The following is a 26,990-nucleotide window of genomic DNA, read 5'->3' on the forward strand; positions in this document are numbered from 1 at the left end:
TGTTGAGATTTGCCCGATCGCTGTTATCATATTCTGGCTCAGATATCTCTATGACTTACGCAGAGATCCCCCTAAATCCCCCTTCAAAAGGGGGACTTGGAATAATAATCTTGTTCCCCCCTTATTAAGGGGGGTTAGGGGGGATCGAAGTTTGAATATTCTTGCAGAGATCCCTAAAAACAGAATTTGCGAGGGCAAAATATCTTGAAAACTCGATCGACATACTGGCAAATCTTACCCTACCTCCGTCCCCAAAAACAAACCATCGGTAAAGCATTAGCTTGTACCGTAGTATTTACCATATTTTGGCCAATTATAGCGTGGCTAGTTGGCGAAACAGCCAAATTTATAGGAAAAGGAGATTTACAAGGGTTCGCTCAAATTGCTGCACTCAGCGCCATTATATTTCTACTTCGCGGTACAGCCCAGTACGGTCAAGATACGCTGATGGCAAAAGCTGCTTTGACTATTGCTTTAGAAATCCGCAAAAAAGTCTACTCCCACCTGCAAAAACTCAATATCGGCTACTTTGAAACTGCCAAAACCGGAGACTTATCCTACCGCCTCACCGAAGATATTGACCGCATTGGCGAAGTCGTAAATAAATTTTTTCATCAGTTTATTCCTTGTGTTTTGCAGCTAATTGCCGTGCTGGGATATATGATTTATCTCAACTGGCAATTAACTCTAGGTGCATTAATTATTGCACCGCTGATGGCTATTTTAATTGGCTGGTTTGGCGAAAGAATGCTGAGTTACTCGCGCCAAAGTCAAAATCGTATCTCTGATTTATCAGCTTTGCTGACAGAAGTATTCAGCGGCATTCGTTTAATCAAAGCATTTGTGGCTGAAGACTATGAAATTGCCCGCTTTGCAGAAGAAGCAGAACAAAACCGTCGCGCTAAGTATCTGTCAGAAAGAGTAAAAGCACTTCAGTTCGTTGTAGTTGGCTTTCTGGAAGCGATGAGCGTGATTTTGCTCTTTTTCCTGGGAGGTTGGCAAATTTCTCAAGGAAATCTCACAGGTACTCAATTTATCAGTTATATCGCAGGAGTGGCACTTTTAATTGACCCGATCGCTATCACAACTGCTAACTACGGGGATTTTAAGCAGGGAGAAGCTTCTAGCGATCGCATTTTTGAACTCTTAGCAATTCAACCGACAGTAGTCGAAAAGCCTGGCGCGATCGAACTTCCCCATGTTACAGGCAAAGTCGAATACCGCAACATTAATTTTGCCTATAACTCAGAGACACCCATTCTGCAAAACATGAGTTTGTTGGTGCTTCCCGGAGAAATGATCGCTCTCGTGGGTGCATCCGGTGCGGGTAAAACTACTTTAGTAAACTTGTTACCCAGATTCTACGATCCGCAAGCGGGACAGATTTTAATTGACGGTATTGATATTCAAGATGTCACCTTAAATACTCTGCGGCGGCAAATCGGCATTGTACCGCAGGAAACTATTCTTTTTTCGGGTACGATCGCTCAAAATATCGCTTTCGGTCAATCTTATTATGAACTGAAAGATGTTCAAAAAGCTGCGGAGATTGCTAACGCTCATCAATTCATTAGTGAGTTTCCTGACGGCTATCAAACTTGGGTAGGAGAAAGGGGTGTAAATTTATCTGGGGGACAAAAACAAAGAATTGCGATCGCCCGTGCAGTTTTGCTTGATCCCAGAATTTTGATCTTGGATGAAGCGACATCGGCGCTGGATTCGGAGTCGGAAGGTTTAGTGCAAGAAGCGCTGGAAAGATTGATGCGCGATCGCACGGTTTTTATTATCGCTCACCGCTTGGCTACTGTGCGGAGAGCCGATCGCATTTTAGTTTTGGAAAAAGGCAGAATTGTGGAATCAGGGACGCACGAGGAGTTGCTGGAAAAGGGCGATCGATACGCTGGCTACTACGCTCAACAGTTTAGTCAGTAGGCTACATTAGAAACCGGGTTTTTGGCCGTTTCTGCTGGCCTCAACGAAGTATTATCGTAAAAAACCTGGTTTCTGACCACCCGTGGGTAAACCCTGTTCAGGATACTTCTAGTAATAATGTCATTCTAAACCCTTTCTCGTCTCCAAAGGAAGCTGCTCCCTAACTAGCATAAAGTCGTCCGAGAACATATTCAAACTATCAAAAAAAGTTTTCCAAGGATTTTTTTGGGAGAGCGGAAGCTTTTCTGGTATAGTCACAAAAACTTCAACCTCTTCGCCCACAGATCCAGGCGGCACTTGAATTTCAAGTTTATTTCCTGCAAGAACTTTGGTTGTAATCCGTATTGCTGACTGCACACTTCCTCCTTTGCGATTGTGATTAATTTTCAACAGCCCCTAAAGCTTTGAGCGTGACTTTTTCAACTTCCGTTAAACCCGTAACTCCTGTAATATTCATGTTTTCATAAGGTCGGTCACTTTTCAGTATTTTGAGGCACTCACCTGTCTCAACATCCCAAAGTCTAATTGTGCCATTTCGACTGCAAGTACCAAGAATGTTATCATCTGAATTGAAGGCAATAGAGTTAATTCTACTGGTATGACCTTGCAAAATTTTTAGACATTCACCTGTACGGATATCCCATAATCTTACCGTTCGATCGACACTTCCACTAGCAACTATTTCACCCGAATAACTAAAAGCAACTGAACGTATCCAATCAGTATGCCCCTGCAAGATTTGGAGGCATTCACCGCTGCGGACATCCCATAGTCTTATTGTTCGATCGACACTACCACTAGCAAGTATTTCACCGTTGTGGCTAAAGGCGATAGCGCGTGCCCAACCCGTATGCCCCTGCAAGATTTGGAGGCATTCACCAGTATGGATATCCCACAGCCTCACCGTTCCGTCAAAACCTGCACTGGCAAATATCTCGCCCAAAGGACTGAAAGCAGCCGAGTTTACAGAATTGTTATGCCAGTCCAACGTTTTGAGGCATTCGCCAGTACCGATATCCCACAACCTCACCGTTTGGTCATAACCTGCACTAGCAAGTATTTCACCGTTTGGACTGAAGGCGATCGATCGTGTTTCATTGCCAAATTCTGGCAAAGTATGAAGGCATTCACCACTGCGAATATCCCACAGTTTCAGTGTTTGGTCATAACTAGCGCTGGCAAGTATTTGACCCGAAGGATTGAAGGCAACTAAGTTTACCCGATCGAGATGCCCGTGCAAAATTTGGAGGCACTCACCGCTGCTGACATCCCACAGCTTGACTGTTTGTTCGTCATCCGCGCTGGCAAACATTTCACCGTTGGGACTGAAGGCGATCGACATTACTTGAGTGCTATGCCCTTGCAGCGTATTCAAGCATTCACCGCTGTTGATATCCCACAGCATTAGCGTTTTATTATAACTACCGCTAACAAGTATTTCACCAGCAGGATGCAAAGCGACTGACCCTACTCGATCGTTATGCCCTTGCAAAGTATTCAAGCATTCACCAGTGCGGATATCCCACAGCTTCGCTGTTCGATCGTGACTGCCACTTGCAAGTATTTCGCCCGAAGGACTGAAGGCTATTGACCGTACTTGATCGAAATGTCCCTCTAAAGTTTTGAGACATTCACCACTGTTGATATTCCACAGCTTCACTGTTTTGTCGGCGCTGCCACTAGCAAGTATTTCACCAGTAGAATTGAAAGCAACAGAAAACACGTTTTTAGTATGTCCCTCCCAAATTTTCAGACATTCACCACTGTTGATATTCCATAGCCTTACTGTTTGGTCACTACTCCCGGTGGCAAGCATCTCACCAGCAGGATGGAAAGCCACTGAAAATACGTTTTGAGTATGACCGTGCAAAAATTTGAGGCATTCACCAGTACCGACATTCCATAACCTTACCGTGCGATCGAAACTCCCACTAGCGAGTATATTTCCATCAGGATGGAAGGTGACAGACATTACTGATTCGGTATGTCCCTGCAAAACTTTTAAACATTCACCAGTCTTGACATTCCATAACTTAATTGTTTTGTCATAACTCCCGCTAGCAAGTATCTCACCGTCAGGACTGAAGGCGACTGACTCCACCACATTGGTATGTCCTTTACAGGTCAATATTTCTCTGCAACTGCTAGCTTCCCACAAGCGAACTACGCCATTACTATCACCTGTAGCTAACAGTTGGCCATCAGGACTAAATATGACCGATCGAACACTACCGAAAATTTTAGTAAAAGTAGAATCAGTCAGATTTGCTTCAGCAAAGTTGACGCGACGCAGCGTCGCATTTGTAAAATCAGCACCTAAAATAACGGCACGAGAAAGGTCTTTTGTTTCTAACGCAGTGCGATCGATTTTCACCAACAGCGTCGCCGCATTCCCTCCCACATAACCCACCTCGCTTTCAGTTTTGCCCCGCGTTGCTTCCAGAATTTCCAATAATTCCTCCGTAGCTTCCGCTACATCGAGGCAGGGCCGGCACGAGGACACCGCCCCTACCATTGGTAACAATAAATCCATCACAGCTTTTGTCAGCGGCGCTTTTCCGAAACTCTGACAAAGTTGCCCTAAATCTTCAGCAGTAAATCCCTGCAAAGGCGCGATAAGTTCACCATTGTTTCTCTTTTGGGCTTGCAATCGACAATAATTAGACCAAGTATATTTTTGAGGCGCTGCATTAGGATCTAAACAAGACTGTTCGGGCGCAACTAATTCGGTAAAATCTGCGGCCAAAACTCCCAATTCCGCTGCAAATTTGTAAGCGACAAAAAACTCTAATAACGAACGATGGGCTGGAGTATAATCCCCATCTGCATTGCGAATTAGCATCGTTTGACCCATCATGTCGTAGTGCCAGTGGTCTAAGTCTTTTTCCTCCTGCACGACGGAACCAAACAGGTCTCGAATGCGATCGGGAAAACCGCGATAATTGAGACTCATTTGGTTGGTAGACAGCATTTCCCAAGACAGTTCGCACAAAAAGTAAAGCTTATCTGCTACAGAAGTAAAAGTACGTTCAGCTTTGATATCTCTCTCTATCTTCCGCCGCACCGCATACAGATAAATCCGCGACATATCGACTGGTTTTCCAGCTTCAATATCGGGCAATGCTTCCAAAATTAACTCCGTCATCACCGGGCGACGCGCTAAATCCAATAGTTGCGGGTTTCCCATCACTTTTTCTACTGTCGCCGCTTCTGTTTGAAATGACAGCGCTTGCCTAATTTGCTCGTCGTTAAATTTTTCTAATTCTAAGACTTCAAATTGGGGAATTTCGCCTGTTAAAATGGTTGTTGATGCTTGCAGTTCTGCATTGAACAATGCCCGTCCTTCCTTGCCTTCAGGAAAGTGTTCGGTACGGCAAGTGAGGATGACTTTTGCGCCGGGAACGACGGCTTTTGCTAGTTCCCAGAAGTTGTTGATGGTTTCTTGCCGATCGCACTTAGCGGCCATTTCATCAAAACCATCGAAAATTAACAGAAATTTACCCATGCGATTAAGTTGTTCAAAGGCCGAATAACCCGCCAAAGGTATCTCGTGCTTGCGAAAGAAAAACTCGGAAAATAGCGACTCGACACTAACTGCTTTGGCGTAATCTCGCAAAGGAATTACTAACGGCAAACGCGGACGTTCTAATCCCCGCTTTTGAGCATTTCGGTAGCGTTGCAGCGCCATCCAAGCATAGTGCATCGCAAACCAACTTTTTCCAGTTCCAAATTCTCCTAAAACTGAAATATGTTCTTTTACTGGGTCATTCAACCACAGGTCAAGATAACCTTCGATCCAGCCATCTCGAGCGCCATAATGACTCACGCCTATCTTGCGGTGAGTATCGGGGTCGATTTCTTCTTTCGTACAAGCTAGCGGCACATATTTGGTATCAATTCCTCGGCTGGTAATTTCTGTTTCTAGCCAATTCAGATAAGCGGTAAAATCGGCATCTTGGTCGAGTAATTCATCGAAGGTATAACAAGCTAAATCGCGATTTTCATCTTTTTCTACTTCATCCCGCGCCGCGCGACTGATGCGGCGGGCGGTGACTAACCACCCTTCATCGGTGCGCTGTTTTTCTACCGACTCGCGCAAGGCTGAGATGTCTCTGAGTCCGGCTTCTCCGGCAATTCCGCGCACTAAAATGCGATCGTACCGACTGCGTCTGACGGGAACATTGATAATCCATTCAAAATAGTTATCTTCCGAGATGTGATAGGTTTCAAACTTATAACTTAATGTTTCAAACCAACCACGAACTTGCTGTGATAAAATAAAAACTTGAGACTTTTGAATATTAGTTGATGCTGCGGCGGGAAGTTCGGGATAATCTTCAGCTTCCAGTCGTGCAAACTCGGTGCGAATTCCTTCGATAGTGGGCAGGCGTTCGATGCGATCCATTACCAAAGATAGGCGTTTTTGCAAAGATGCGATCGAATTTCCCATCATCACATCTCCCAGCGTCCGCGTCCGCTTTGCTACTTCCATAAACACGGCGGCAAATGCCATAAATTCCCGTCGGGGGTCAATGCCTAAATCTCGAATTTCTTTGCCTAAAGCACTCTCATTCAGATAGTCATCGCCTGCTTTAATTAAAATGGCTGGGCTATCGGACTCGAAGGCTTTGCGAAATGCTGATTCAATCTCTTTTTGGCGAAATAGTTCTAAAATCTGCTTGGGTTTGCCAGCGCCGTACTCTACTAAAGTATAAACATACACTCCGCTAAAATCTGCGGGCGGAGCATCGGGGTCGAGGTTAAATCTTTTTAAGATTTTGATGACACTTTCGTTGCGTTGAAACTTGTCTTTGATAATGCCGAAGGGAATTGTCGTCAGGAGACTGATAACTAAGTCGAGACTAATTAGCATGATTTAGGCTTTTTTGTTTTTCCGTGGAAGTAATGCTCAAATCTAGAATCGGTAGGCTGTGTCCCTGAAATGCGCTGCAGGCGATGATCGCAAACTGCTCTATTTTTATTATGGTAACAGGATTTACGCGCTCCGACCAAAGAAACCGGGTTTTTACCGAATCTGCTGGTAGGAGCGAAGTGTTTTCGTAAAAAACCCGGTTTCTGACCCACCGTTGGTAAGTTGTATCCAGTTAATTAACTTAGCATTTTTTAGGAAATGTGACCACTATAATACCGAGAAAAAACCGTCATACATTGTAGTAATAATAGCTCTCATTTAGTTGTCAGCTAGTAGTTTTAAAAGTTAAAATATAGATAACTAACAAATAAAATTTGCTATCTATGAAAATACAATCTTCTGTCTTAGTCCACCTTGGATTTGGCAAATATGTACGCTCCGATCGAGTAACAGCAGTAATACCAATTGAGGAAGAACGGGGGCCCGGTCGCCGCACTTTCGTACACGTAGATGGCGAAGCAGACCCGATCGTTGCTTCGCGCGCGGAAGATACAATTGTTCGCGATTTGGTGCAGGAACCGCGCGAAATAACTCAAGCTCGGCAGCAACAAGAAATTCTGCAAGATTTGCTGGCAGATTTGAGCAATGTTAACGTCACCGTGCGCCGCATCAGCCGCGATGAAGGTGGACTCGATCTCGAACGTTTGGAGCGCCGCATTCGCCAAATTTTAGACGCCTAAAAAACAAAGACCGCCCGGGCGGTCTTTCTTATTGTTTGTGTCGCTAAAAATTTTAAGTTGAGGGCTTCAATGTAATTTCGATGTCCGCTAAACCGGTGAGTTTTTCTACCACGGGTTCTTCTTCAACTCGCGGTACAAAAATAGTTAAACCTCCCGGAACGCACTCAATAGAAACCGGAGTCATGCCAATGATTTCGCCGTCTACAACCACTTTTTGAGGCGGATCGGCACTGATTTTTACTTTTTTTGCCCGCAAATAACCGATGTCGTCGCGATCCGTAGGATTGCCGCTCAAAGCTGTTTGCAAAAGGTGATAAGAAGCTGCGATCGCCCCAGCTTTATTCTCAGGCGCCACCAGCGTCACGTCCAGCAAGCCGTCATCAAAAACAATCCCCGCCGGGCCTTGAGCTAAAATCGAAGTAGCCGGCGCTGCATTCGCCACTGTCACCGCCACAGCAGTAAGGCTGATAATTTTATCTTCGGTTTCGATTTCCGCTTCAAATCTTTCTAAATTGTTTAACTGTTTAATTCCTGAAAGAATGTAAGCCAGCATTCCCCAGCGATTCTTCATTTCGCGATCGGCTAGTTCGACAGTTTCTGCCTCAAAACCCACTCCCGCTAACAAAACCATCGGCATTTCACCGTTGCAAATCGCTGCATCCACCACCCGTGTCAACCCTCCAAAAATAGTGGCGCAAGCGGTTTCAATTGTATTCGGAATATCTAAAGCATTAGCAAAAGCATTAGCCGTTCCCCGCGAAATAATTCCTAAAGGAATATTTGTGCCGACAATCGCTCCAGCAACTGCTGATAATGTGCCGTCGCCCCCGCAAGCAATAATTTCCTCAACTCCTCTATCAACTGCTTCGCGGGCGATTTGGTCGGCGTCTAATTCGGGGGTTGTCAGCCGAATGTCTAAGTCAATAAAAGGCTCTAAAAGTTCCTGAATTCTAGCTAAGTCTTGGTGGGGGTCGCTGTTACCAGCGACGGGATTGAAAATTAGGCAAGCTGAACGTTTCATAGTTGATAATAGGTAATATGTAATGGGTAATGGCTGAACTGAAACTCTAGATTTTTTCGTTTCGTTTGTATCCAAGTTTCGATCGCGATCGCATCCCCCTTAATAAGACCCATTTTGACTGTTCTTATCCCCCCCTTATTAAGGGGAGTTAAGGGGGAGCAAGACTCAACTATAACCCTGATTTAGACATGGTTTTAACATTAAGTTAACACAAATGCCATGCCCGCTAAACTTCGACAACCCTCACCTATTTTTCAAAGGTTTAGTTAAGACTTGACAAAAGTCCACTCTAAGACTTCGCGGGGAGCTTTGTGCAACGCTTCCTTGATTTCCTTGTTGCTGTCGAACTTGACTTTATCCAAAAGGCACGCTTCGACGTTCACCGTAAACTTATCTTCTTCAAAAGGCCAAGGAGTTACAGTCACGAGTTCGTTGCTGTGCTGTACAATATCGTAGCGCTTACCGTCTGGGCCGACACTAATTTCTAAAGCTCGTTCTCCGGCGGGTAACTCGCGGCTGCAAAGAATTAATGATAGCCGATCGCACCACTGGAAAAAAGCATAAGCCGCCTTAGCATCTTCCTGAGAAATATTCAACTCTTTTTGCCATTTTTTTTGATTTTCCAGTTGTTCGTCCAAAAACTCGTCGAGTTCCTTCGACTCTCCCCGCTTTCCTTCATTGAGATAGCTCATGTGCATAGAAATCAGCATGGCTACCCACCTACCGCGATATAGGGAATTCTCCGTCATGGCTTTAATTTTCGGCAGAGAAGTTTCCGTCTGCAAGGTAAAATCAAAGGGCGCGCCCGCTTCAGTCAAAATATTTTCTTCCCATTCTTTCTCCAAATCGTCGTGATGCGAAATCGCCGCTATGGTTTCATAGAGGCGAACCGGAGATTTCGAGCGCTTCCACTGTCCGCCAAGTTGGGCGGCGAGCAAAGCATGGGCGCGGTGGTAAATAATTTCCCAGCCCGTTGCGGTTAAGTTAGCAATCATTGAATTTTTCTCCTGAATTAAATTGATACAAGTATTTTGTGCGAGCATTCGGATCTCGATCCCCTCTAACCTTAAAAAGGGGGAACCGGAATCGGTCAAAGTCCACCTTTTTAAGGGCGATCGAGACTTACAGAAAAACGAAAGTTAAATCACAAAAGGTTCGATCGAGATCTCCTGCCATTTCCCCTCAAATCGTTCAACAACCAAAGGTCGGATGCGGAACTTCGGGGGACACCCATCGAGAACATCAATCCGCAAACACGAATAAGGACGGCGTTTGTGGGAACCTTGACCGCTGCGGCCGACAAATAGCAAAGATTCCGCTACCCGCCGGCTGGCTGTTTCGGAACCAGACTGCCGCGCCAACCGATAAGCTTCGGGACTCAATGCTTCCTGCAACATCGGCCCTTCCGGGCGCTGGCGGCGGAGACTGTGGCCGCTTCCCCCGCAGACAATCCAATTAATCCCAGAGTCGCCGTGTCCAGTATCCCCAGTCCGCAGGTATTCCAAACAGTGAGCGTGGCCCGTCAGCACCAAATCTACTAGCGGACGCCCCCGCGCCACATCCCCAACTGCATCGGCCACCGTGTCGAGGACCTCGCGCAATCGCCACCGAACCGCCAAAGTTTGAGCTTGATTCCACTTTGTTGCCTCGGTCACGTAGGGGGGATGGTGCAGGTAAATTACCCGCCCCCGCACCTCGGAATCGCGCCAAGAGTCAATCAGCCTTTTTTTCAGCCATTCGAGCTGTTCAACGTCGGTGGCGGCTGTTTTGTTGGGGGAGAGTTGTTTGTCAATATCCATCAACATTTCGTCAACTTGCTCTAATTTGGCGGCCAAGTCGTCTAGCTGTTCGGCTTCATCGGGAATTTGGGGGTTGAGCCGATCGCACATTTCGAGCATTACCAATTTTTCTTGTTCCAATTTCTGGCGATCGAGTTCCAAATTCTGGCGGCGAATGTCGCCCTGTTTGGTTTTCGGGATCGGTAATGGTTCGTTGAAGGTGTTGGAGTCGAGGGCGAAGAAGTCGATGCCGCCGCTGCGGAAGGTGTAGTAGCGGTTGGGTAAGCGGGTAAAGCGTCCGGGTTGGTAGCGGAGGCAGCGGCCTGTGCTGGTGCTGGCGGTGTAGTGGGCGTCTAGGTGGCGATCGAGTTCTCCCGGCATTTTGTGAGCTTGCAGGTAGTCGAGAAAAGCTTTGGCGTATGTATTTCCGCGATCGGAACCGCGCCAGCCGACATCGAGATCCAACTTGGAACCCAACAGCCGGCGCAGCGGCAAAGCTGTCGCCGACAGAAGGCCGTAGACTATCGGCAAGTCGTAATAGTCGTGGTTTCCCGGTACGGGCAAAAACGGAAAATTAAACACCATGCGATCGTAGGCAATGCGAGAGGGATGCTCGCCGCCGACTATAAATTCTCGGTAGGGGCGAATAAAGTTTTGCAAGTAATATTCGCTGGAACCGACGAGATAAACTACATCGCCCGTGTGGAGAACGAAACGGCAAGTTTCGCGCTCGGAGACCATCTGTTCGGCAATCTGTCGCTGGGGATTGTAGCCTCGGTGATTTCCCGTGCCGCTGTCGCCTACGACTAAAAACGAAAACTCTGGAGAGTCGGTGGTTGGAGATTCTAAAACCATCCGAGTTTGGTCGATTCCCCGATGGACGATCGACTGTTCTTGCCACCGCACCCGCTCGTTCATTTTGCGGATTTTGACTTTTATTTGCGGGTCGGAAACGAATTTCAATTCACCTCTTCTCCAAAATTGCTGAGTTCCTAGTTAATAGTGTAGCGATCGGGCGAGTTTTTACATCTCTCTAAAAGCTGAAAATCGACGCGCGGGCAGTCAGAAACAGGGTTTTTTACGAGAATACAGCGTTAAAACCGACAGCAACGGCCAAAAACCCGGTTTCTTTGGTTTTGATGCGATCGCCCCGTCTCTCAACTAAAATAAGATTTTGTACGAGGCGGTGCTGTTTGTTGTTGCCGAGGACGAGGGCATCAATCAAGGACGCGGGAAGATAACACTAAGAATGCTAGCCAACTACAGCGAACTCTAAATACGAGAGAGTAATTATCGCTCTTTGCGGTTTGATTAGATTGAGAGTTGGAGCTTTAGTTTTAGCTAGTTAATAGCTGACACAATTATCAAAAAACGAATAAATCCATCGATATTTATTCACCACTTTTTAACTAAAATTGTTTCTAATTCTTATGCGATCGTCAAATCTAGGTGAAGTCAAGTGGCTATGCAAATTGTGCACAATTTTGTCCCAATGAGCCATTTAGTTTGTGCCCAGATGTCTAGTGTTTTTGCGAAATAGTTTTAACGTTCTGCACTGGAGGGATTCAACCCCCTAATCCTTTCATCCCCGCAACTATTGCCGAGGAGTGTTCAGGTTTTATTTGGTAATCTTAATCCACACTCAAGGCATCGAACCACTGTAAAATCCGATTCCATGCCCACCACCGATCGCTATCAGCAAATTCATTCTGACAACGTTTACTACTGATATGCCCAACATGACCGCCGTAGGCTGTCACCACTAATTCTAAGGCAGGATTGTTCGCGCTAATGGCTTGTAACTCAGAGACAAGCACCGGATCAAACATCGGATCATCTGCTGCATAAAGGATGTAAGTGGGTTTTTTGAGGTGAGGCAAAATGTGTAGAGCGCTGCTAGCCTCATAGTATTCTTCCACAGAGGAGAAACCTAACGGGCCAATTACCAGTTCATGGTCAAAGCCCCAAATGCTGTTGGCGCGTTCAATAGCGGCAGGATCGATCGCCCCTGGATGCGATGCGGCGATGTTTTTTGCTAGTTTTTTTAACTGTCGCGCGATCGCTTTTTCTAAAAATTTCCCCCACTCATCTTTAACTAGATAAGACAGAGAACGGTTCGAGTCCAAGCTGGGGCAAATTACTGCCGCACCTGCTAGTTCTGACTCTTCGATCCCTAAGTCAGGCCCCCAATCTGCGATCGTCTGAGCTGATTTTACGGCCCACAAGGCTAATTGTCCGCCCAGGGAATAACCCGTGAACCAAAAAGGCGCGGGACATCCCATTTCTTTAGCAGCAGCAGCAATCCGAACGAAATCTTCGCCTTCGTATAGGCCATCAGAAGTCAGGGTGGGAGAGAGTTGGGCAGTTTTGCCGTGAGCTCGCCAGTCAAATAACACCACTGCACAGCCTTGGGCATAAGCTTTACGGCCTAATAGCTTGAGATACCATTGATTATCCAGATCGCCAGTAATGCCGTAAGTGCCGACAATGGTATATCGGGGATTTTCGGGGATGGCAACCCAGCCGAAAATCGGGACTCCACAGGCACCAGTAAAGATGTGTTCTCGGTAAGGGGGTTCTGGGTAAGCGATCGTCTTTTCCCAGCGGCGACTAGCCCTTAATGCGGTGTACAACGTCATTAATAGGCCGTTGTTCAGCAGCCAAGGTGGAGTATAGGCAATGGTCATAAGCGAATGTCGGAAATGTCTGTCTTGTTGATGGGATTTTTTTACTTGACAGGTTGGCTATTCTAGCGAATAACCCTGAAAATCGCAATACTTTTTGAGTAAATGCACTCAAGGGCGAAGTCAAGCCAAAATATTAATGGCTATTTATTTGGAACCATTTATTGGCGAATAGAGAAGAATGCCAGCTAACGAGGTTTAGCATATTGTAGCCGATCGCCCAAACTACAAACAAAAACCTGGTTACTTTCAGAAACAGGGTTTCTGAGTCTTGCATCCCCGCGCAGATGTACAATAGGACGATCGCACTCTCCGACTCCAAGCGCGATCGATCCCTACACCCTGGCCCAAGTGGGCAACATCAGATAGAACGCAGTAAAAAAATATAAAATGGAAGCAATACAACTGTCTTTATTCTCAAACGAGGAAGAATTAATTCCTACCAAAAAGCAGAAGAAAGCAAAATTAGGGCGTTACGAACGCATCCAACGCGAACTAGAAGCAAATGACTGCGATCCGTACAAGATATTCATTGATGTTGAATCTCAGTCACTGCCAAAATCAGACTATACATTTGTCGATCTTTTTTGCGGTGCGGGCGGCATGACCCAAGGTTTATTGCAAGCAGGTTTTCGACCAGTAGCAAGCGTTGAAATTAATCCCATCGCATCGGCAACTCATACAAAAAACTTTCCCGATTGCCATCACTTGTGCGACGATATAAAAAACTTAAATCCCCAAAAGTTGCTCGCTGAAATTGGTTCGCCAGAAGTTCATGTTGTTGTAGGCGGACCGCCGTGTCAAGGCTTCTCAGTTGCAGGAAAACGCGACCCCAACGACCCTCGAAATCGCCTCTTTAGAGAGTTTGTCCGCGTTGTCTCTGAAATACGTCCTTGGTATGTTGTCATGGAAAACGTACCCGGAATATTGACTATACAAAAAGGAGCTGTTAAGCAAGCCATTTGCGAGGCTTTTCAGGAAATTGGCTATCCCCATATGTCCGTTGCTGTTCTTGAATCAGCGGCTTATGGAGTCGCGCAAATCCGCCCGCGAGCCATTTTTATTGCCAATAGATTTGGGCTGCCAAACCCCTATCCCAAGCCGCAATTGTTACCCGAACAATACAAAGCGATTGAGTCAGCAATTGATGATTTACCTGAGTATACTCCCATCCCAGAAATCAACCACGAATGGACTCGTCATTCTGTTCAGTACATGGAAAGACTTGCTCAAGTTCCAGCAGGCGGTTCTTTGTATGAAAGCTACGCCGATGCTTTCAAGCGACAGTATCCGGGAAAACCGAGTATGACTGTTAAAGAAAATCACGGCGGCACTCATATTCATCCTTATCTTAATCGCGTGATTTCAGCTCGCGAGATGGCTAGATTGCAAAGTTTCCCGGATTCATTTATTTTTGAAGGTTCAATGAAAAAGGCAATGTGGCAAATTGGAAATGCCGTGCCGCCCCGTTTAGCAGAGTGTATCGGCTTTGCACTTATTCCATACTTGACTGATATTGCGCTTAACCAGCCTAGCTTAGTTACTGTTAAACCTCCCGAACAGATTCAGCTAGTTTTTGATTGAGAGCATTTCGCCAAGTTTCAAAATCATACCAGCCGCATCCTGTGCAGCCTTCCTCAGCTTCAGCGCCGCGCTGATGTATGGAAGGCCAGTCTTCGCCTCTTTCATACCAAAACTTGATTCCGAAAGGTGTGCCTCTTTTCCCTGTTTTGATGCAGCGTTCACAACTTCGAGATTTTAGAAGATTGTGATTGCCTGAAGCATCTTTTTTGAGCAACTGAAACTTTGCCTTGATTTCAGATTCGCTCATAGATGCCAGGTGTGGTGGCTCATTATCTCCCCAACGCTCCATTGGGAATCTATGGTCAATTACTAACTCATGAGCTGCTCGTTTTCTCTGTTCGATTACATCTGTATAAAAGTAAACTTCGAGAATTCTTTTTACCAGAGAAGCGGGTATGTTAGCAGCAGAATTTGCTGATTTAATTTCTCCTGTCCACAAATCGCCTAAACGTGTTGCCTGACAAGTTTGACAGTATCTCTTTTCTGTTACAATAACCAGACCGGGGCGCTTCCTTGTTCCGCGCTGCAATCCCTGAATTCCGCCACCGCCAGCATATTGAGCTGATGCTATCTGTTTGCCTTCGCACTCCCGACAATGCCATTTTTGGTCTGAGAGGAGATTAAAGACTTTGAATTGAGTTGAGTCTTGTTTTAATTGAGCTTTAATTGTGCTTGCTAAATCTTGATTGTTCACTCTACGTTTTCCGCTTCTATTTCTAGATTTTCGAGAAGATTGGAAACTGTTGTGCCCAAGCCGGTAGCTAGACTTGCAATTGCAGTGATGGACGGGTTTCTGACTCCGCGTTCGACTCCAGATATATAGGTGCGGTCTAAATTAGCCCGCATTCCAAGCTCCTCTTGCGAAATTCCCAACGCTGTCCTGCGTTGCTTTACGAGATGACCTAAAGCACGCAGAATCTTCTGTTTCGATCGACTCATCTGGCAATTGTCAGTCTCTGCGGACTATCAGTCTACGGACGATGTGTCACATATCTGAAAAGTTTGATCGCCCCAAATTCCCCATCCCGACTGAAGACAGAGGCCTCGCAGAGGTACAATAGGACGATCGCATTCCCCAACTCCCACCGTGATAGAGCGCTACACCTTGCCCGAAATGGGCAACATCTGGACTGAAACCGCCAAACTGAAAAGCTGGCTGCAAGTAGAAATCGCTGTCTGCGAAGCTCAAGCCGAACTCGGCTACATCCCCGCCGCCGCAGTCGAAGAAATCAAAGCTAAGGCTAATTTTGACCCCAAAAGAGTCCTCGAAATTGAAGCCGAAGTCCGCCACGACATGATCGCCTTCTTGACAAATGTCAACGAATATGTAGGCGATGCCGGCCGCTACATTCACCTCGGCTTAACCAGTTCCGATGTGCTCGATACCGCTTTGGCGCTGCAATTAGTCGCCAGCGTCAATATTTTGTTAGAACGTGTCGAAGAATTGAGTCAAGCTATTCGCTATCAGGCTCAACAGCATCGCAATACCGTCATGGTTGGCCGATCGCACGGAATTCACGCCGAACCCATCACCTTTGGCTTTAAACTAGCAGGATGGCTGGCAGAAGTGTTTCGCAGCCGCGCCCGATTAGTGAATTTGCGATCGTCCATTGCAGTCGGCAAAATCTCCGGCGCAGTCGGAACCTATGCTAATATCGATCCGCGAATTGAAGCGATCGCCTGTCAAAACCTCGGACTCGAACCCGATACCGCATCGACTCAAGTCATTTCGCGCGATCGACACGCCGAATACGTCCAAACCTTAGCACTCTTAGCAGCATCGATCGAGCGTTTTGCAGTAGAAATCCGCAACCTGCAACGCACCGACGTTCTCGAAGTCGAAGAGTTCTTTTCCAAAGGGCAAAAAGGCTCATCCGCCATGCCCCACAAACGCAACCCGATTCGATCGGAAAGACTGACAGGAATGGCGAGAATCGTCCGCGCCAACGCCGTCGCAGCCTTAGAAAACGTAGCGCTTTGGCACGAACGAGACATCTCTCACAGTTCCGTAGAACGGATGATTTTGCCCGACAGTTCTACAGTAACTCACTTCATGTTAGTAGAAACCACAGACTTAGTAAAACACCTGCTAGTCTATCCCGAAAATATGAAGCGAAACATGAACCTTTACGGCGGAGTCATCTTCAGCCAGCGCGTGATGTTAGCTTTAGTAGAAAAAGGCACCAGTCGCGAAGAAGCCTACAAAATTGTGCAATCTTGTGCTCACGAAGCTTGGAACAAACCGGGCGGCAATTTCTACAATTTAATTGCTAAGGACGATCGGGTAACAGCTAAGATGACGACCAAAGAAATTGATGATTGTTTCGATCCGCAGTATCAATTGAGGCACTTAGATTTAGTGTATCAGCGCTTGGGAATTTGAGGAGAATTAACAATTAAATCAGATCGATCATTCTCGTGCTTGTCGGATAGTCGGACAGTCGGACAGTCCGCCGAGGGTTAAAACCCCCGTCTCATAGCTAAAGTCGGTTAAAACCGACTGAAAGACTCATAAAATAAAAGTTTTAGAGAAATATTTCAGTCCTCTTCAGAGGACTTTAGCTATGAGACAGGGGTTTCAAACCCTGTTGGTCTGGCGGGATGACAGACAACACGAAAAGCGCGAAAATTCCCCAAAATATCAAATGTAAAAACTCTATTAAATATCCCCTTAACAGAGCTATGAAATTAAACCGATTTACAAGATATCTAATTGTATTTATCCTCGTATTACTATCTACAACCACCCTCAATTATACAAGATCGATTCGCGCCCAGGAGCCGCCACAAGTGCAAATTACCCAACCAGAAACAAACCCAGTAGTACCTGAAAGTATTTTCATGAGTCAACTTCCCAGTGGGGCGCGACTGGTTGACATCCGCACCGTAAATCCCAACATTCGCCTCGATATCCGATACGCCACTACTAACAATTTCTTGAAACGAAAACTTTACCCTATATCGAAATGCGCTTTGAGAAGTTCTGTTGCTCAACAGTTAGGGCTAGTTCAAACAGATTTGGAAAAAATCGGATTGGGTTTGAAAGTTTACGATTGCTACAGGCCTTTCTCTGTGACTAAGCAAATGTGGCAAGCTTGGCCAGATCCGCGCTATGTTGCTAATCCTGCTAGGGGTTCGCGGCACAATCGCGGTGCTGCTATTGATTTGACTTTAGTCGATCGCACTGGCAAAGAATTAGAAATGCCTACACCTTACGATGATTTTACCGAAAAAGCTCACGGAGATTATCAAGGCGGCAGCGCAGAATCTCGGAAAAATCGTCAAGTGCTTAAGGATGCGATGAAAAAACACGGATTTATCGGTATCACAACTGAATGGTGGCACTTTGATTCGGAAGATTGGCAGAAATTTGCGATTCTTGATATATCGCTTGGAACGATTCCTTAATTATACTATTGATTAAAAGTCGCCGATCCGGTTAGGGAGACGGCAGTGCCGTCTCCCTACCTATATCAGCAAAATTATCGCAATTTTACCGAAAATTCGTATTCGTATCCTCGGAAATTCGAGTCTAATTGTAATGTGTAATTGCCTGTTACTGGCACTTTTCCACTCCACTCTGTTTCATTGCCTTGATAAGGCTCTCCGGCTAAAAGTTTGCCACCAGGAGTTATAATTTGCGGGAAAACATCTTTCCGATTCTTAACAGTCATTGTTTGACCTTTTCGGGCGCGAATCCGGTAATAGTGGCTGCCTCCGCCGATAATTCGACCTTTAACAATTGCCTCATCTCCTCCCCGCCGAAAATTAATCTGCTGGTTGACGTTAGAACAACTGCTTTCGGTGCGGTTTTTGGCAATCCAACCGGGCGGATCGTTAATTCGCAGCCAACCGTTTTGTTCTTCGACGACTGAAACAAAGGTATTATTTTTAAGTCTTCCTACTATGTTGCTGCCCCTTACTTGCGGGCTCGATCGCACATTTAGCGGTGGATTCGGATCGCTGACTACAGCTTGGCTGATTTTGCAACCCGAATTTGGCGGTGTGACAACTACTGGCTCAACTTTTGGTCCAGAAACTCCTCCAACTAGCGAGGATTGAAGTGCTGGGGTTTTTGCAGGTTGGGGTTCGGATTTCGGAGATTGTGTGGCCTGCGTTTGTGCTTGCAGAGGTTCTGGTTGCCGAAATTCAGGGTTGTTCGTCGGCCCTGCAATCTGGTTTGTGGTGGATGCCGGTGATTCTGCAAGGGGAGGATTGGATTGTTTCATCGCACCCGACTGTATAGTTGCAACAGCTACTCCCACCGCTGTTGCCACTCCTGCTAAGCTTACTGTGATGATTTGAGCTTTCGTAAATGACATAAAAAACCCTCTCTGTATCTATACTAATAATTTTTGTTTGGGAGTTGGGGCGATCGCCAGTTAATTTATAGTGGAAATACCTAGTGCGGGCCACAGGGTCAGGATTTTTAGATAAAATTTCAGATCCATAATTGTCGCAATAATTTGAGTCAATATATACTGGACGCCTATACTGATGGTAATCTTGCTCTGGGTTATTTGCGCGCAAATTTGCGAAAGTAAGCGTTCAGCGCGAGGTACATAAAATGTCAAAATTGATTCCTCTGAGATTACAACCGCCTCGCGATCGATTGTTGGAGGAGGTGAAGCAGGAAGTCCAAGCAGGACGATCGCAGTGTTTGCACGCCGCTGTACTGGCTAACCTCAGTCAAGACTCGTCGCCAACGGGTGTTAACCGCTGTTGGGATGTGGAAGTGAAAGCCGGCAACCGTCCGAGTTTTCGGCTTCCTCCCAAAGCCAGCATTGCTAAAGTGTTCGATCGCAGCGGTGGCAAATTGGTAATTTTGGGAGCCACGGGTGCAGGCAAAACTACAACGCTGCTAGAATTAGCTCGCGTGTTAATTTCCCGCGCCCAAAAAGATGCTAGTTTTCCAGTACCAGTGCTGTTTGAACTCGGATCGTGGAAAGCAGAATCCGGGGCGATCGCCGATTGGTTAATTGCTCAACTTCAGTTCAAATACGGCATCTCTCCTACTGTCGGCAAAAAATGGCTTGCCGAACAAAAATTGCTGCCTCTCCTCGACGGCTTGGACGAAGTAGAAACCCACCGCCAAAATAGCTGCATTCAAGCAATTAATCAATTTGTTGAAAGCGAATTTAGACCCAAACATTTAGTAGCTTGCAGCAGTTTTGATGTTTACAAAAACTGCGATACTAGATTTCGCCTGCAAGCAGCGGTTTTATTGAAACCTTTAACAGAAACTAAAATCCAAAATTATTTGCTAGAAGCCAGAAGCCGCGAACTTTGGTACAGCATTGAGCATGAGCCGGAGTTGTTGAAATTGGCAAAAGTTCCCTTGCTTTTGAGCATGATGGCTTTGGCTTACGACGATATTTTAATTGAAGCTTGGAAGCGCATAACTTCCGCAGAAGAACAGCGCAAATATCTGTTAACTGCCTATATTCGCCATCAAATGACCGGGCAAGTCAAGCAGTATCCCAGAGGTAAGGAACTGCGGCCCGAACAAATTCGCCACTGGCTGGGATGGTTGGCGAGAAGGATGGAAGAGCAAGGAATTCAAGAATTTTACCTCGATCGCATACCGTCTAGCTGGCTGCAAACAGCCGATGAACGGCGCAAGTATCTGTTTGGAGTTAAGCTGGTGGGCGGGCTGATTTGGGTGATTTTGGGATTAATTGCCACCCTACTCTCCGGGTCGATTTGGGGAATAATTGCGGGGGCTGTTGCTGCGGTAATTAGTGCTTTTTTGCCGGGACTTCCCGGAATTGAAAGTTTTATATTGCGCCTCGTGCTGTGGTCGAACGGCTACATTCCTTGGGATTACAGGCGTTTTCTCGATGCTGCGACCGATCGCTTGTTGCTGCAAAAAACTGGCGATCGGCGTTATCGATTTATTCACGATTTATTGCAAAAACATTTTTCGGAAATCTAAATGCCAGAGCTTGACATAATTAAATAATTATGATAATGGGTTGCCTATTATGCACGGTTCCATTGCCGAATTTGCGATCGACTCCTAGATCGACACCCCCAAAAGGTTAAGATTCTAATCTGACCCTCCTGCAATCATTCCTTCACCTCCTATGGCAGAAACCTTATTGTTCAACGCCCTCCGCGAGGCGTTAGACGAAGAAATGGCCCGCGACTCCGCCGTATTCGTACTCGGCGAAGACGTAGGTCAATACGGCGGTTCCTATAAAGTCACCAAAGACCTCTACAACAAATACGGCGAACTTAGAGTGCTCGACACCCCGATCGCCGAAAATAGCTTTACAGGCATGGCAGTAGGCGCAGCAATGACGGGACTCCGGCCGGTCATCGAAGGCATGAACATGGGCTTTTTGCTGCTGGCCTTCAACCAAATTTCCAACAACGCCGGAATGCTGCGCTACACATCCGGTGGCAACTTCAAAATGCCCATGGTAATTCGTGGGCCGGGCGGCGTGGGCCGGCAACTCGGCGCGGAACACTCCCAGCGGTTAGAAGCATATTTCCAAGCAGTACCGGGTTTGAAAATAGTCGCCTGTTCGACTCCCTACAACGCCAAAGGACTCTTAAAATCAGCCATCCGCGACGATAACCCGGTTCTGTTTTTCGAGCACGTCCTTCTTTACAACCTCAAAGAAAATTTGCCAGAAACAGAATATTTAGTGCCGCTGGACAAAGCAGAAATTGTGCGATCGGGCAAAGATGTCACCATCCTGACTTATTCCAGGATGCGGCACCACGTCTTGCAAGCCGTGCCCGCCCTGGTAAAAGAAGGTTACGATCCAGAAGTAATCGACCTAATTTCTCTCAAACCCCTGGACATGGAGACAATTGGCGAATCCATTCGCAAAACTCACAAAGTAATCATTGTAGAGGAGTGCATGAAAACAGGAGGCATTGGTGCCGAACTCATTGCTTCGATTAGCGATCGATTTTTTGACGAACTCGACGCACCGGTTTTGCGCCTGTCTTCACAAGATATTCCCACACCTTACAATGGGAATTTGGAAAGACTGACAATTGTCCAGCCTACTCAAATTGTCGAAGCCGTCCAAAAAATGGTAGCTTTGCGAGTATAAATAGTGATTAGTCAGTAGTCATTGGTTGACTGTTGACTGTTGACTGTTGACTGTTGACTGTTGACTGATGACTGATGACTGATGACTACAATCTGCCAACCGCCAACTGCCAACTGACAACTGCCAACTGACCAATGACTAATAATTAAATATGCAAAAACAACGTTCAATATTAGCCCTAATTTTTGTTTTAATCATCGCCGCTATTACTGTAATAGTAACAATTCCGACGCGGCTGGGATTAGACTTGCAAGGAGGATCGCAACTCACAATTCAGGTAAAAACTACCCCCACGATTCCCAAAATAGACCAGGGAATGTTAGAAGCTGTGCGGCGGATTGTCGAAAACCGGGTTAACGGTTTGGGAGTTTCCGAAGCATTAGTCCAAACAGTAGGAGAAGACCAAATTCTCGTGCAGTTGCCCGGAGTAAATGACCCGCAGCAAGCAGAACGAGTTTTGGGCGGCACGGCAAAGCTAGAATTTCTGGAACAACTGCCTGGAACAGAAGCACAATTAGCCATTGAAAGGCAGTTGCAGCAGGAATTGCTGGTCAAACAAGCAGAATTGAAAACCAGCCCTAATGAGGCAGCAATTAAAGAAAATCAGGCTGCTTTGAAAAGAAGCAATGAGGCGATCGCCAAACTCTTCAAAAGCAGCGGACTCGGTGGCGAAAACCTCAAAGACGCTCAACCTCAACCCTTGGCCTCTGGGAACAACTGGAACGTTGCTCTTGTTTTCGATACCAAAGGAGGCGAACTCTTTGCCCAACTCACTAAAAATTTAGCGGGAACCGGACGCAGTATCGGTATTTTTCTAGACGAAAGAATGATCAGTTCTCCAGTCGTCGGCGTTGAATTTGCCCAGACAGGAATTACTGGTGGGAGTGCCGTAATTCAAGGCAACTTTACAACGCAAGAAGCCAACGATTTGGCAGTGCAATTGCGCGGTGGTGCTTTGCCTGTGCCGGTCGAAATTGTAGAAAACCGTACTGTCGGCGCTAGCTTGGGTAAAGACAGCATTCAAAGCAGTATTAACGCAGGTATCGGCGGCTTAATTTTGGTCTTGATTTTCATGGTTGCCTACTATCGACTCCCCGGCGTAATTGCCAATATTGCGCTGTTAATTTATGCTCTGTTAACTTGGGCAGCTTTCGTGCTCTTGGGAGTGACATTAACGCTGCCGGGAATTGCTGGTTTTGTGCTCAGCATCGGGATGGCTGTGGATGCTAATGTGCTGATTTTTGAGCGCACGCGAGAAGAGTTGCGGGCGGGGAAATCGCTTTATCGATCGGTCGAATCGGGTTTTTACCGGGCTTTTTCCAGCATTTTAGACGGCAACGTCACAACAGTTATTGCTTGTGCTGCTTTGTTCTGGTTAGGCGCAGGTTTAGTTAAAGGGTTTGCTGTAACTCTGGCATTGGGCGTATTAGTGAGTATGTTTACTGCGCTCACTTGCAGCCGCACTCTGCTGTTCGTAGTATTGAGCTTTCCAGCATTGCGGAAACCTCAGTGGTTCTGTCCTAATTTGTCGAAAACTGCTAATAGTTAACAGTTAACAGTTGACTGTTGACTGTTAACAGTTGACTGTTGACTGTTAACTTCTTCCTTCTTACATCCGTTACACAATCCGTTGCCGAACTTCCCTATTCCTTCAAATTATGAAATTCAGTGTAATCAAATATCGATCGCTCTGGTGGAGTATTTCCGCCACTATAATCCTCGCAGGTATAGTGTCGATGGCGATTTCTTGGACTCGTCCCGACATCCGCGCACCACTGCGCCCCAGTTTGGACTTTATCGGCGGCACTCGGCTGCAATTTGAACTCGACTGCACGAAACCGGAAAATTGTAAACCCATCGATCTTGCTGCTGTCCGCCAAGTCCTGGACACCCAAGGTTTGGCCGGTAGCAGCATTCAAGTTATCGGCAAAGAACAGCGCGGTTTGTCGCTGCGAACAAGAACTTTGGATGTCGAACAGCGGACTAACTTGCAATCAGCTTTGAGCGAGAAAATAGGCGCTTTTGCTCCTCAATCTACTCAAATTGATACGGTTGGGCCTACCCTCGGTAAACAATTATTTACTTCGGGATTGTTGGCTTTATTTCTTTCCTTTGCTGGAATTACGGTTTATCTAACATTCCGGTTTCAGTTGGATTATGCCTTTTTTGCTTTCGTTGCTCTCTTCCACGACGTGTTGATTACTCTTGGTGTTTTCTCGTTTTTGGGTTTAGTTCAAGGAGTGGAAGTTGACAGTTTATTTGTGGTGGCGCTCTTGACAATCATCGGTTTTTCTGTTAACGATACAGTAGTAATTTACGATCGCGTGCGAGAAGTAATCAAGCTAAATCCGGGACAGTCGATCGATCAAATTGTCGATGATGCGGTCATGCAGACCCTAGGAAGGTCGATTAACACGACGTTTACCACGCTGCTGACCTTGTTTTCAATCTTTTTGTTTGGCGGCGAAACCCTCAAATACTTTGCTTTAGCATTGATTGTCGGTTTTATTGCGGGTGCGTATTCGAGTATTTTCGTTGCCAGCACGCTGCTAGCTTGGTGGCGCAGTCGCACCGGCCACTCTATCCCCGTCCCCGCAGAAGGAATCAACCAGTCAGAGGAAGTTTAGTTGACTGTTAACGGTTAACTGTTGACGGTTAACTGTTGACTGACTAATAATAAATCATTAATAACAAATGACAAATAACAAATGACAAATGACAAATAATATCATGTCCGATCGAGCGATTAAAAGGGCGGGTTTTGGAGATTGTCAATTATTGGCAGATATTTTTCGTGAACTCGCCTCTAGCTTATTAGGGGTAATCGACCGGACATAATATAACAAATAACAAATAACAAATGACTACTGACCAAACTTTTCAAATTGAAGTCCAAAGGCTTCACAAACTAACAGTTTACGGCCGCTGGTTAACAGTGATATTGCTATGGATTAGCGTAGGTTCTTTGAGCATTTGGGGTTTGCGCCACGAAATCGCTTTGTGGTTAGAACACTTCACTTGGGCAGCAGTGCGCTATGGTTTATCTTTTCATCGCTGGCCCACTCTCGGTTTAGGTTTGTGCTTGGGGATGACTTTGGGAGTGCTAACTTGGCAAAGTCGCAATATGGTGCGAGGATTGCCCCTGCGGGAAAAAGAGGGTTTGGAACAACAAGTTCGCCGCATTCGCCAACAGGGGCCAAGTCATCCTTTGTGGAAGTGGGTTTGCAAAGGTTCGCGGTAGCCGACGGGCCTTATTCTTTACTCTCAACCCAGAGGAACGAAAGTTTGACAAGAAGCGATTTCAACAGCCGAGTTCCTAACTTTTATTGCTTCTTCCTTCTTCATTCTTCATTCTTCCTTATTCCTTCTTCAGACTTCCTTCGGACTGACATCCGTTACATCCGTTACATCCCGTACATTGCTCGTTGCCGAACTTCCTTCTGCCATATCACGCAAAGCGAGGCAAAATCTGTGCTAGGGAAGACTGTTGAAGCGGAATTTCGATCGCAAATTCTGCTCCTTTTCCCGGTTCCGAAAAGCACTTCAATGTGCCGCCGTGTTGGTTGACAACAATTTCATAGCTAATCGACAGTCCCAAACCCGTTCCTTGGCCGACCGGCTTAGTAGTAAAGAAAGGGTCAAACAACCGCTTCCGAACATCTTCTGTCATCCCCGGGCCGTTGTCAGAAATTTTAATTATTACCTTTTTTTTCTCAATTAACTCTGTGCGAATCCGAATCGTAGGAATCAGGCGGGTAGACTTAGAAACTGATGATTGAGTCTTTGTACTAAACTGCTTTTCTTCGCCTGATTGCGACTTATTCGCGCTTTTTTTATCAAAAACTTCGTGTTTATTAGACTCAACAAGAGCGTAAATTGCATTAAGTAAAATATTCATAAATACCTGGTTGAGCTGTCCGGGATAGCACTGCACCAGCGGCAAGTCGCTGTATTCTTTGTAAATTTCGATCGCCTCCTGCCCCGGTTTCCCTTTAAGCTGGCTTTGCAACAGCATAATGGTGTTGTTGATACCGTCGTGAATGTTGACCTGCTTCATTTCAGCTTCGTCTAATCTGCAAAAATTACGCAGCGACAAAACGATGTCGCGCACTCTTTCTGCACCTTGCTGCATAGAATTTAAGACTTTCGGCAAGTCTTCTAGCACATAATCGAACTCGATTTTTTCTGCTTCCGCTTCAATTGCTGCGATGGGTTCGGGACAGTGCTGTCGGTAGATGTCGAGCATCCGCATTAAACCTTGCGTGTACTCTTTAGCGTGGTGCAAATTGCTGTAGATAAAGCCGATCGGATTGTTGATTTCGTGAGCTACTCCTGCTACTAACTGCCCCAAAGAAGACATTTTCTCCGTTTGAATTAGTTGAGTTTGAGTGCGCTGAAGTTCCAGCAGGGCAAGTTCGAGCTGTTGGGCTTGATGTCTCAATTGTGCTTGCGACTCGCGCATCGCCACGGTTGATAACTCGTGAATTTGCAACTGAGAAAGCAGTAGTTGGTGTACGTCTAAAAGTTTGTAAATTTCCGGTTCTACTTGTACTACAATTGGTTCGTGGATTAGTTCGGGCGATCGCTCCAAAGACTGCCGCACTGCCATCATAATTGAGGTTTCGCGATCGAGAACCAACATATCAGTTTTAGTAAAGCGGTAGAGTATGAACAAAGGCTGTTGAGAAAATAACTCCAAGCTGTAGGGGCGGCTCATGTGTTCAAAATAACGCCGCCGCGAAATCATCCCTATAAACTTTCCTTGCTGAGTGATGATGATGCCCGGAACTAAAGGGTTTGCTTGAAAAATTTTAGCAACTTCGTCCCCTGGACACTCAGATTCTAGGAGAAAGTCGTACAGGGTTAATTCCTGTAGAGTCGATCGCAAACCAAGCGGCGATTTTAGGGGACTCAACCCGTCAGTTTCATACACTGCTCCCTCCTTTGGTAATTGGCAGTTGCGATTGGCTGCTGGAGTCTTGCCTACTATTTAGAAGGCTTTTTCAACTCTTTTTATAGCTTAGTCATCAACTTTCCTCTGCTCCCTCGAATCCAGTTAATTCAGCAGGATTATTTTTTGCCTTAAATCGAGCTGGTGTCCCCCGAAACGATATTGCAGGTTAGATTGATTTAACAGCCGACACCCCTTTGAAGCCTGACTATGTATTGAGTTTTATATATCCAAGATTTTACTAATCCGAATATAACAGTCATAACTATTTTTAATGTTTGATGACATTAATTTGGTTCAGATGGATAAACATCTGCGACCTGTGGCAGTACATTTCGTATTACCCCTTGCGTAAAA

The 26,990-nt window shown here is 46.1% G+C and carries 20 protein-coding genes; 10 read left to right on the top strand and 10 right to left on the bottom strand.

Annotation, left to right across the window (positions count from 1 at the left end; genetic code table 11):
* Positions 1–204: 204 nt before the first annotated feature.
* The gene (locus tag QUA24_RS03965) at positions 205–1,932 is read left to right on the top strand and encodes an ABC transporter ATP-binding protein (protein ID WP_333227397.1); all 1,728 of its coding nucleotides are present in this window, start codon (positions 205–207) and stop codon (positions 1,930–1,932) included.
* 120 nt (positions 1,933–2,052) lie between these two features.
* Here QUA24_RS03965 and QUA24_RS03970 read toward each other — a convergent pair whose 3' ends face one another.
* Positions 2,053–2,289: a hypothetical protein gene (locus tag QUA24_RS03970; protein WP_333227399.1), complete on the bottom strand. Its 237-nt coding sequence runs from the start codon at positions 2,287–2,289 to the stop codon at positions 2,053–2,055.
* A gap of 22 nt (positions 2,290–2,311) precedes the next feature.
* Complete coding sequence (locus tag QUA24_RS03975; RefSeq protein WP_333227401.1) at positions 2,312–6,805, bottom strand: WD40 domain-containing protein; 4,494 nt, start codon at positions 6,803–6,805, stop codon at positions 2,312–2,314.
* Between the two features lie 383 nt (positions 6,806–7,188).
* Between QUA24_RS03975 and QUA24_RS03980 the strand changes: the two genes are divergently transcribed.
* Positions 7,189–7,545 carry a hypothetical protein gene (locus QUA24_RS03980; RefSeq protein WP_006631047.1) on the top strand — a complete coding sequence of 119 codons (357 nt, stop codon included), beginning with the start codon at positions 7,189–7,191 and terminating at the stop codon, positions 7,543–7,545.
* 52 nt (positions 7,546–7,597) lie between these two features.
* On the opposite strand, the gene QUA24_RS03985 is transcribed toward QUA24_RS03980, so the two are convergent.
* The 4 genes from QUA24_RS03985 to QUA24_RS04000 all read right to left on the bottom strand — a co-directional run bounded on the left by QUA24_RS03985 (position 7,598) and on the right by QUA24_RS04000 (position 13,031).
* Complete coding sequence (locus QUA24_RS03985) at positions 7,598–8,566, bottom strand: YegS/Rv2252/BmrU family lipid kinase (protein ID WP_333227403.1); 969 nt, start codon at positions 8,564–8,566, stop codon at positions 7,598–7,600.
* Between the two features lie 266 nt (positions 8,567–8,832).
* A complete protein-coding gene (locus QUA24_RS03990; RefSeq protein WP_333227405.1) occupies positions 8,833–9,609 on the bottom strand; it encodes a DUF3891 family protein in 777 nt (258 codons plus the stop codon).
* A 96-nt stretch (positions 9,610–9,705) separates the two neighbouring features.
* Entirely contained in the window at positions 9,706–11,307 is a 1,602-nt protein-coding gene (locus tag QUA24_RS03995) for a metallophosphoesterase (protein WP_333227407.1), read from the bottom strand.
* Positions 11,308–11,975: 668 nt separating this feature from the next.
* On the bottom strand, positions 11,976–13,031 hold the full coding sequence (locus QUA24_RS04000) for an alpha/beta fold hydrolase (RefSeq protein WP_333227410.1): 1,056 nt from the start codon (positions 13,029–13,031) through the stop codon (positions 11,976–11,978).
* 387 nt (positions 13,032–13,418) lie between these two features.
* On the opposite strand from QUA24_RS04000, the gene QUA24_RS04005 reads away from it, so the two are divergent.
* Entirely contained in the window at positions 13,419–14,612 is a 1,194-nt protein-coding gene (locus QUA24_RS04005; protein WP_333227411.1) for a DNA cytosine methyltransferase, read from the top strand.
* Here the strand turns inward: QUA24_RS04005 and QUA24_RS04010 are convergent.
* Complete coding sequence (locus QUA24_RS04010) at positions 14,575–15,306, bottom strand: hypothetical protein (protein WP_006631054.1); 732 nt, start codon at positions 15,304–15,306, stop codon at positions 14,575–14,577. The genes QUA24_RS04005 and QUA24_RS04010 overlap by 38 nt on opposite strands.
* Positions 15,303–15,551, bottom strand: a complete 249-nt coding sequence (locus QUA24_RS04015) for a helix-turn-helix domain-containing protein (RefSeq protein WP_190740357.1) — start codon at positions 15,549–15,551, stop codon at positions 15,303–15,305. Before QUA24_RS04015 ends, QUA24_RS04010 begins: the two co-directional genes overlap by 4 nt.
* 148 nt (positions 15,552–15,699) lie before the next feature.
* Here QUA24_RS04015 and purB point away from each other — a divergent pair, with 148 nt between their 5' ends.
* Positions 15,700–16,995, top strand: a complete 1,296-nt coding sequence (gene purB, locus QUA24_RS04020) for an adenylosuccinate lyase (RefSeq protein ID WP_333227414.1) — start codon at positions 15,700–15,702, stop codon at positions 16,993–16,995.
* A gap of 299 nt (positions 16,996–17,294) precedes the next feature.
* Positions 17,295–18,020: a M15 family metallopeptidase gene (locus QUA24_RS04025; protein ID WP_333227416.1), complete on the top strand. Its 726-nt coding sequence runs from the start codon at positions 17,295–17,297 to the stop codon at positions 18,018–18,020.
* Positions 18,021–18,094: 74 nt separating this feature from the next.
* Here QUA24_RS04025 and QUA24_RS04030 read toward each other — a convergent pair whose 3' ends face one another.
* Positions 18,095–18,934, bottom strand: a complete 840-nt coding sequence (locus QUA24_RS04030; RefSeq protein WP_333227418.1) for an SH3 domain-containing protein — start codon at positions 18,932–18,934, stop codon at positions 18,095–18,097.
* A gap of 245 nt (positions 18,935–19,179) precedes the next feature.
* Between QUA24_RS04030 and QUA24_RS04035 the strand changes: the two genes are divergently transcribed.
* From QUA24_RS04035 to QUA24_RS04055, 5 genes are all read left to right on the top strand, one after another.
* Positions 19,180–20,547: an NACHT domain-containing protein gene (locus QUA24_RS04035; RefSeq protein ID WP_333227420.1), complete on the top strand. Its 1,368-nt coding sequence runs from the start codon at positions 19,180–19,182 to the stop codon at positions 20,545–20,547.
* Between the two features lie 151 nt (positions 20,548–20,698).
* Positions 20,699–21,682: an alpha-ketoacid dehydrogenase subunit beta gene (locus QUA24_RS04040; protein ID WP_333227422.1), complete on the top strand. Its 984-nt coding sequence runs from the start codon at positions 20,699–20,701 to the stop codon at positions 21,680–21,682.
* 151 nt (positions 21,683–21,833) lie between these two features.
* Complete coding sequence (secD, locus tag QUA24_RS04045) at positions 21,834–23,231, top strand: protein translocase subunit SecD (protein ID WP_333160732.1); 1,398 nt, start codon at positions 21,834–21,836, stop codon at positions 23,229–23,231.
* A gap of 109 nt (positions 23,232–23,340) precedes the next feature.
* The gene (gene secF, locus QUA24_RS04050) at positions 23,341–24,309 is read left to right on the top strand and encodes a protein translocase subunit SecF (RefSeq protein ID WP_333227424.1); all 969 of its coding nucleotides are present in this window, start codon (positions 23,341–23,343) and stop codon (positions 24,307–24,309) included.
* A 233-nt stretch (positions 24,310–24,542) separates the two neighbouring features.
* Positions 24,543–24,923, top strand: a complete 381-nt coding sequence (locus tag QUA24_RS04055) for a hypothetical protein (RefSeq protein ID WP_333227425.1) — start codon at positions 24,543–24,545, stop codon at positions 24,921–24,923.
* Positions 24,924–25,130: 207 nt separating this feature from the next.
* Here the strand turns inward: QUA24_RS04055 and QUA24_RS04060 are convergent, their stop codons facing one another.
* A complete protein-coding gene (locus QUA24_RS04060; protein WP_333227427.1) occupies positions 25,131–26,615 on the bottom strand; it encodes an ATP-binding protein in 1,485 nt (494 codons plus the stop codon).
* Positions 26,616–26,990: the final 375 nt, after the last annotated feature.

It is taken from the genome of Microcoleus sp. Pol12B5, assembly GCF_036701335.1.
Classification (GTDB): domain Bacteria; phylum Cyanobacteriota; class Cyanobacteriia; order Cyanobacteriales; family Microcoleaceae; genus Microcoleus.

Excerpts from the sequence above, each read along its gene's own strand:
- QUA24_RS03975 (WP_333227401.1), bottom strand. The coding sequence starts at position 6,805 with ATGCTAATTAGTCTCGACTTAGTTATCAGTCTCCTGACGACAATTCCC.
- QUA24_RS03980 (WP_006631047.1), top strand. The coding sequence starts at position 7,189 with ATGAAAATACAATCTTCTGTCTTAGTCCACCTTGGATTTGGCAAATAT.
- QUA24_RS03985 (WP_333227403.1), bottom strand. The coding sequence starts at position 8,566 with ATGAAACGTTCAGCTTGCCTAATTTTCAATCCCGTCGCTGGTAACAGC.
- QUA24_RS03990 (WP_333227405.1), bottom strand. The coding sequence starts at position 9,609 with ATGCTCGCACAAAATACTTGTATCAATTTAATTCAGGAGAAAAATTCA.
- QUA24_RS04000 (WP_333227410.1), bottom strand. The coding sequence starts at position 13,031 with ATGACCATTGCCTATACTCCACCTTGGCTGCTGAACAACGGCCTATTA.
- QUA24_RS04005 (WP_333227411.1), top strand. The coding sequence starts at position 13,419 with ATGGAAGCAATACAACTGTCTTTATTCTCAAACGAGGAAGAATTAATT.
- QUA24_RS04015 (WP_190740357.1), bottom strand. The coding sequence starts at position 15,551 with ATGAGTCGATCGAAACAGAAGATTCTGCGTGCTTTAGGTCATCTCGTA.
- QUA24_RS04025 (WP_333227416.1), top strand. The coding sequence starts at position 17,295 with ATGAAATTAAACCGATTTACAAGATATCTAATTGTATTTATCCTCGTA.
- QUA24_RS04030 (WP_333227418.1), bottom strand. The coding sequence starts at position 18,934 with ATGTCATTTACGAAAGCTCAAATCATCACAGTAAGCTTAGCAGGAGTG.
- QUA24_RS04035 (WP_333227420.1), top strand. The coding sequence starts at position 19,180 with ATGTCAAAATTGATTCCTCTGAGATTACAACCGCCTCGCGATCGATTG.
- QUA24_RS04040 (WP_333227422.1), top strand. The coding sequence starts at position 20,699 with ATGGCAGAAACCTTATTGTTCAACGCCCTCCGCGAGGCGTTAGACGAA.
- secD (WP_333160732.1), top strand. The coding sequence starts at position 21,834 with ATGCAAAAACAACGTTCAATATTAGCCCTAATTTTTGTTTTAATCATC.
- secF (WP_333227424.1), top strand. The coding sequence starts at position 23,341 with ATGAAATTCAGTGTAATCAAATATCGATCGCTCTGGTGGAGTATTTCC.
- QUA24_RS04055 (WP_333227425.1), top strand. The coding sequence starts at position 24,543 with ATGACTACTGACCAAACTTTTCAAATTGAAGTCCAAAGGCTTCACAAA.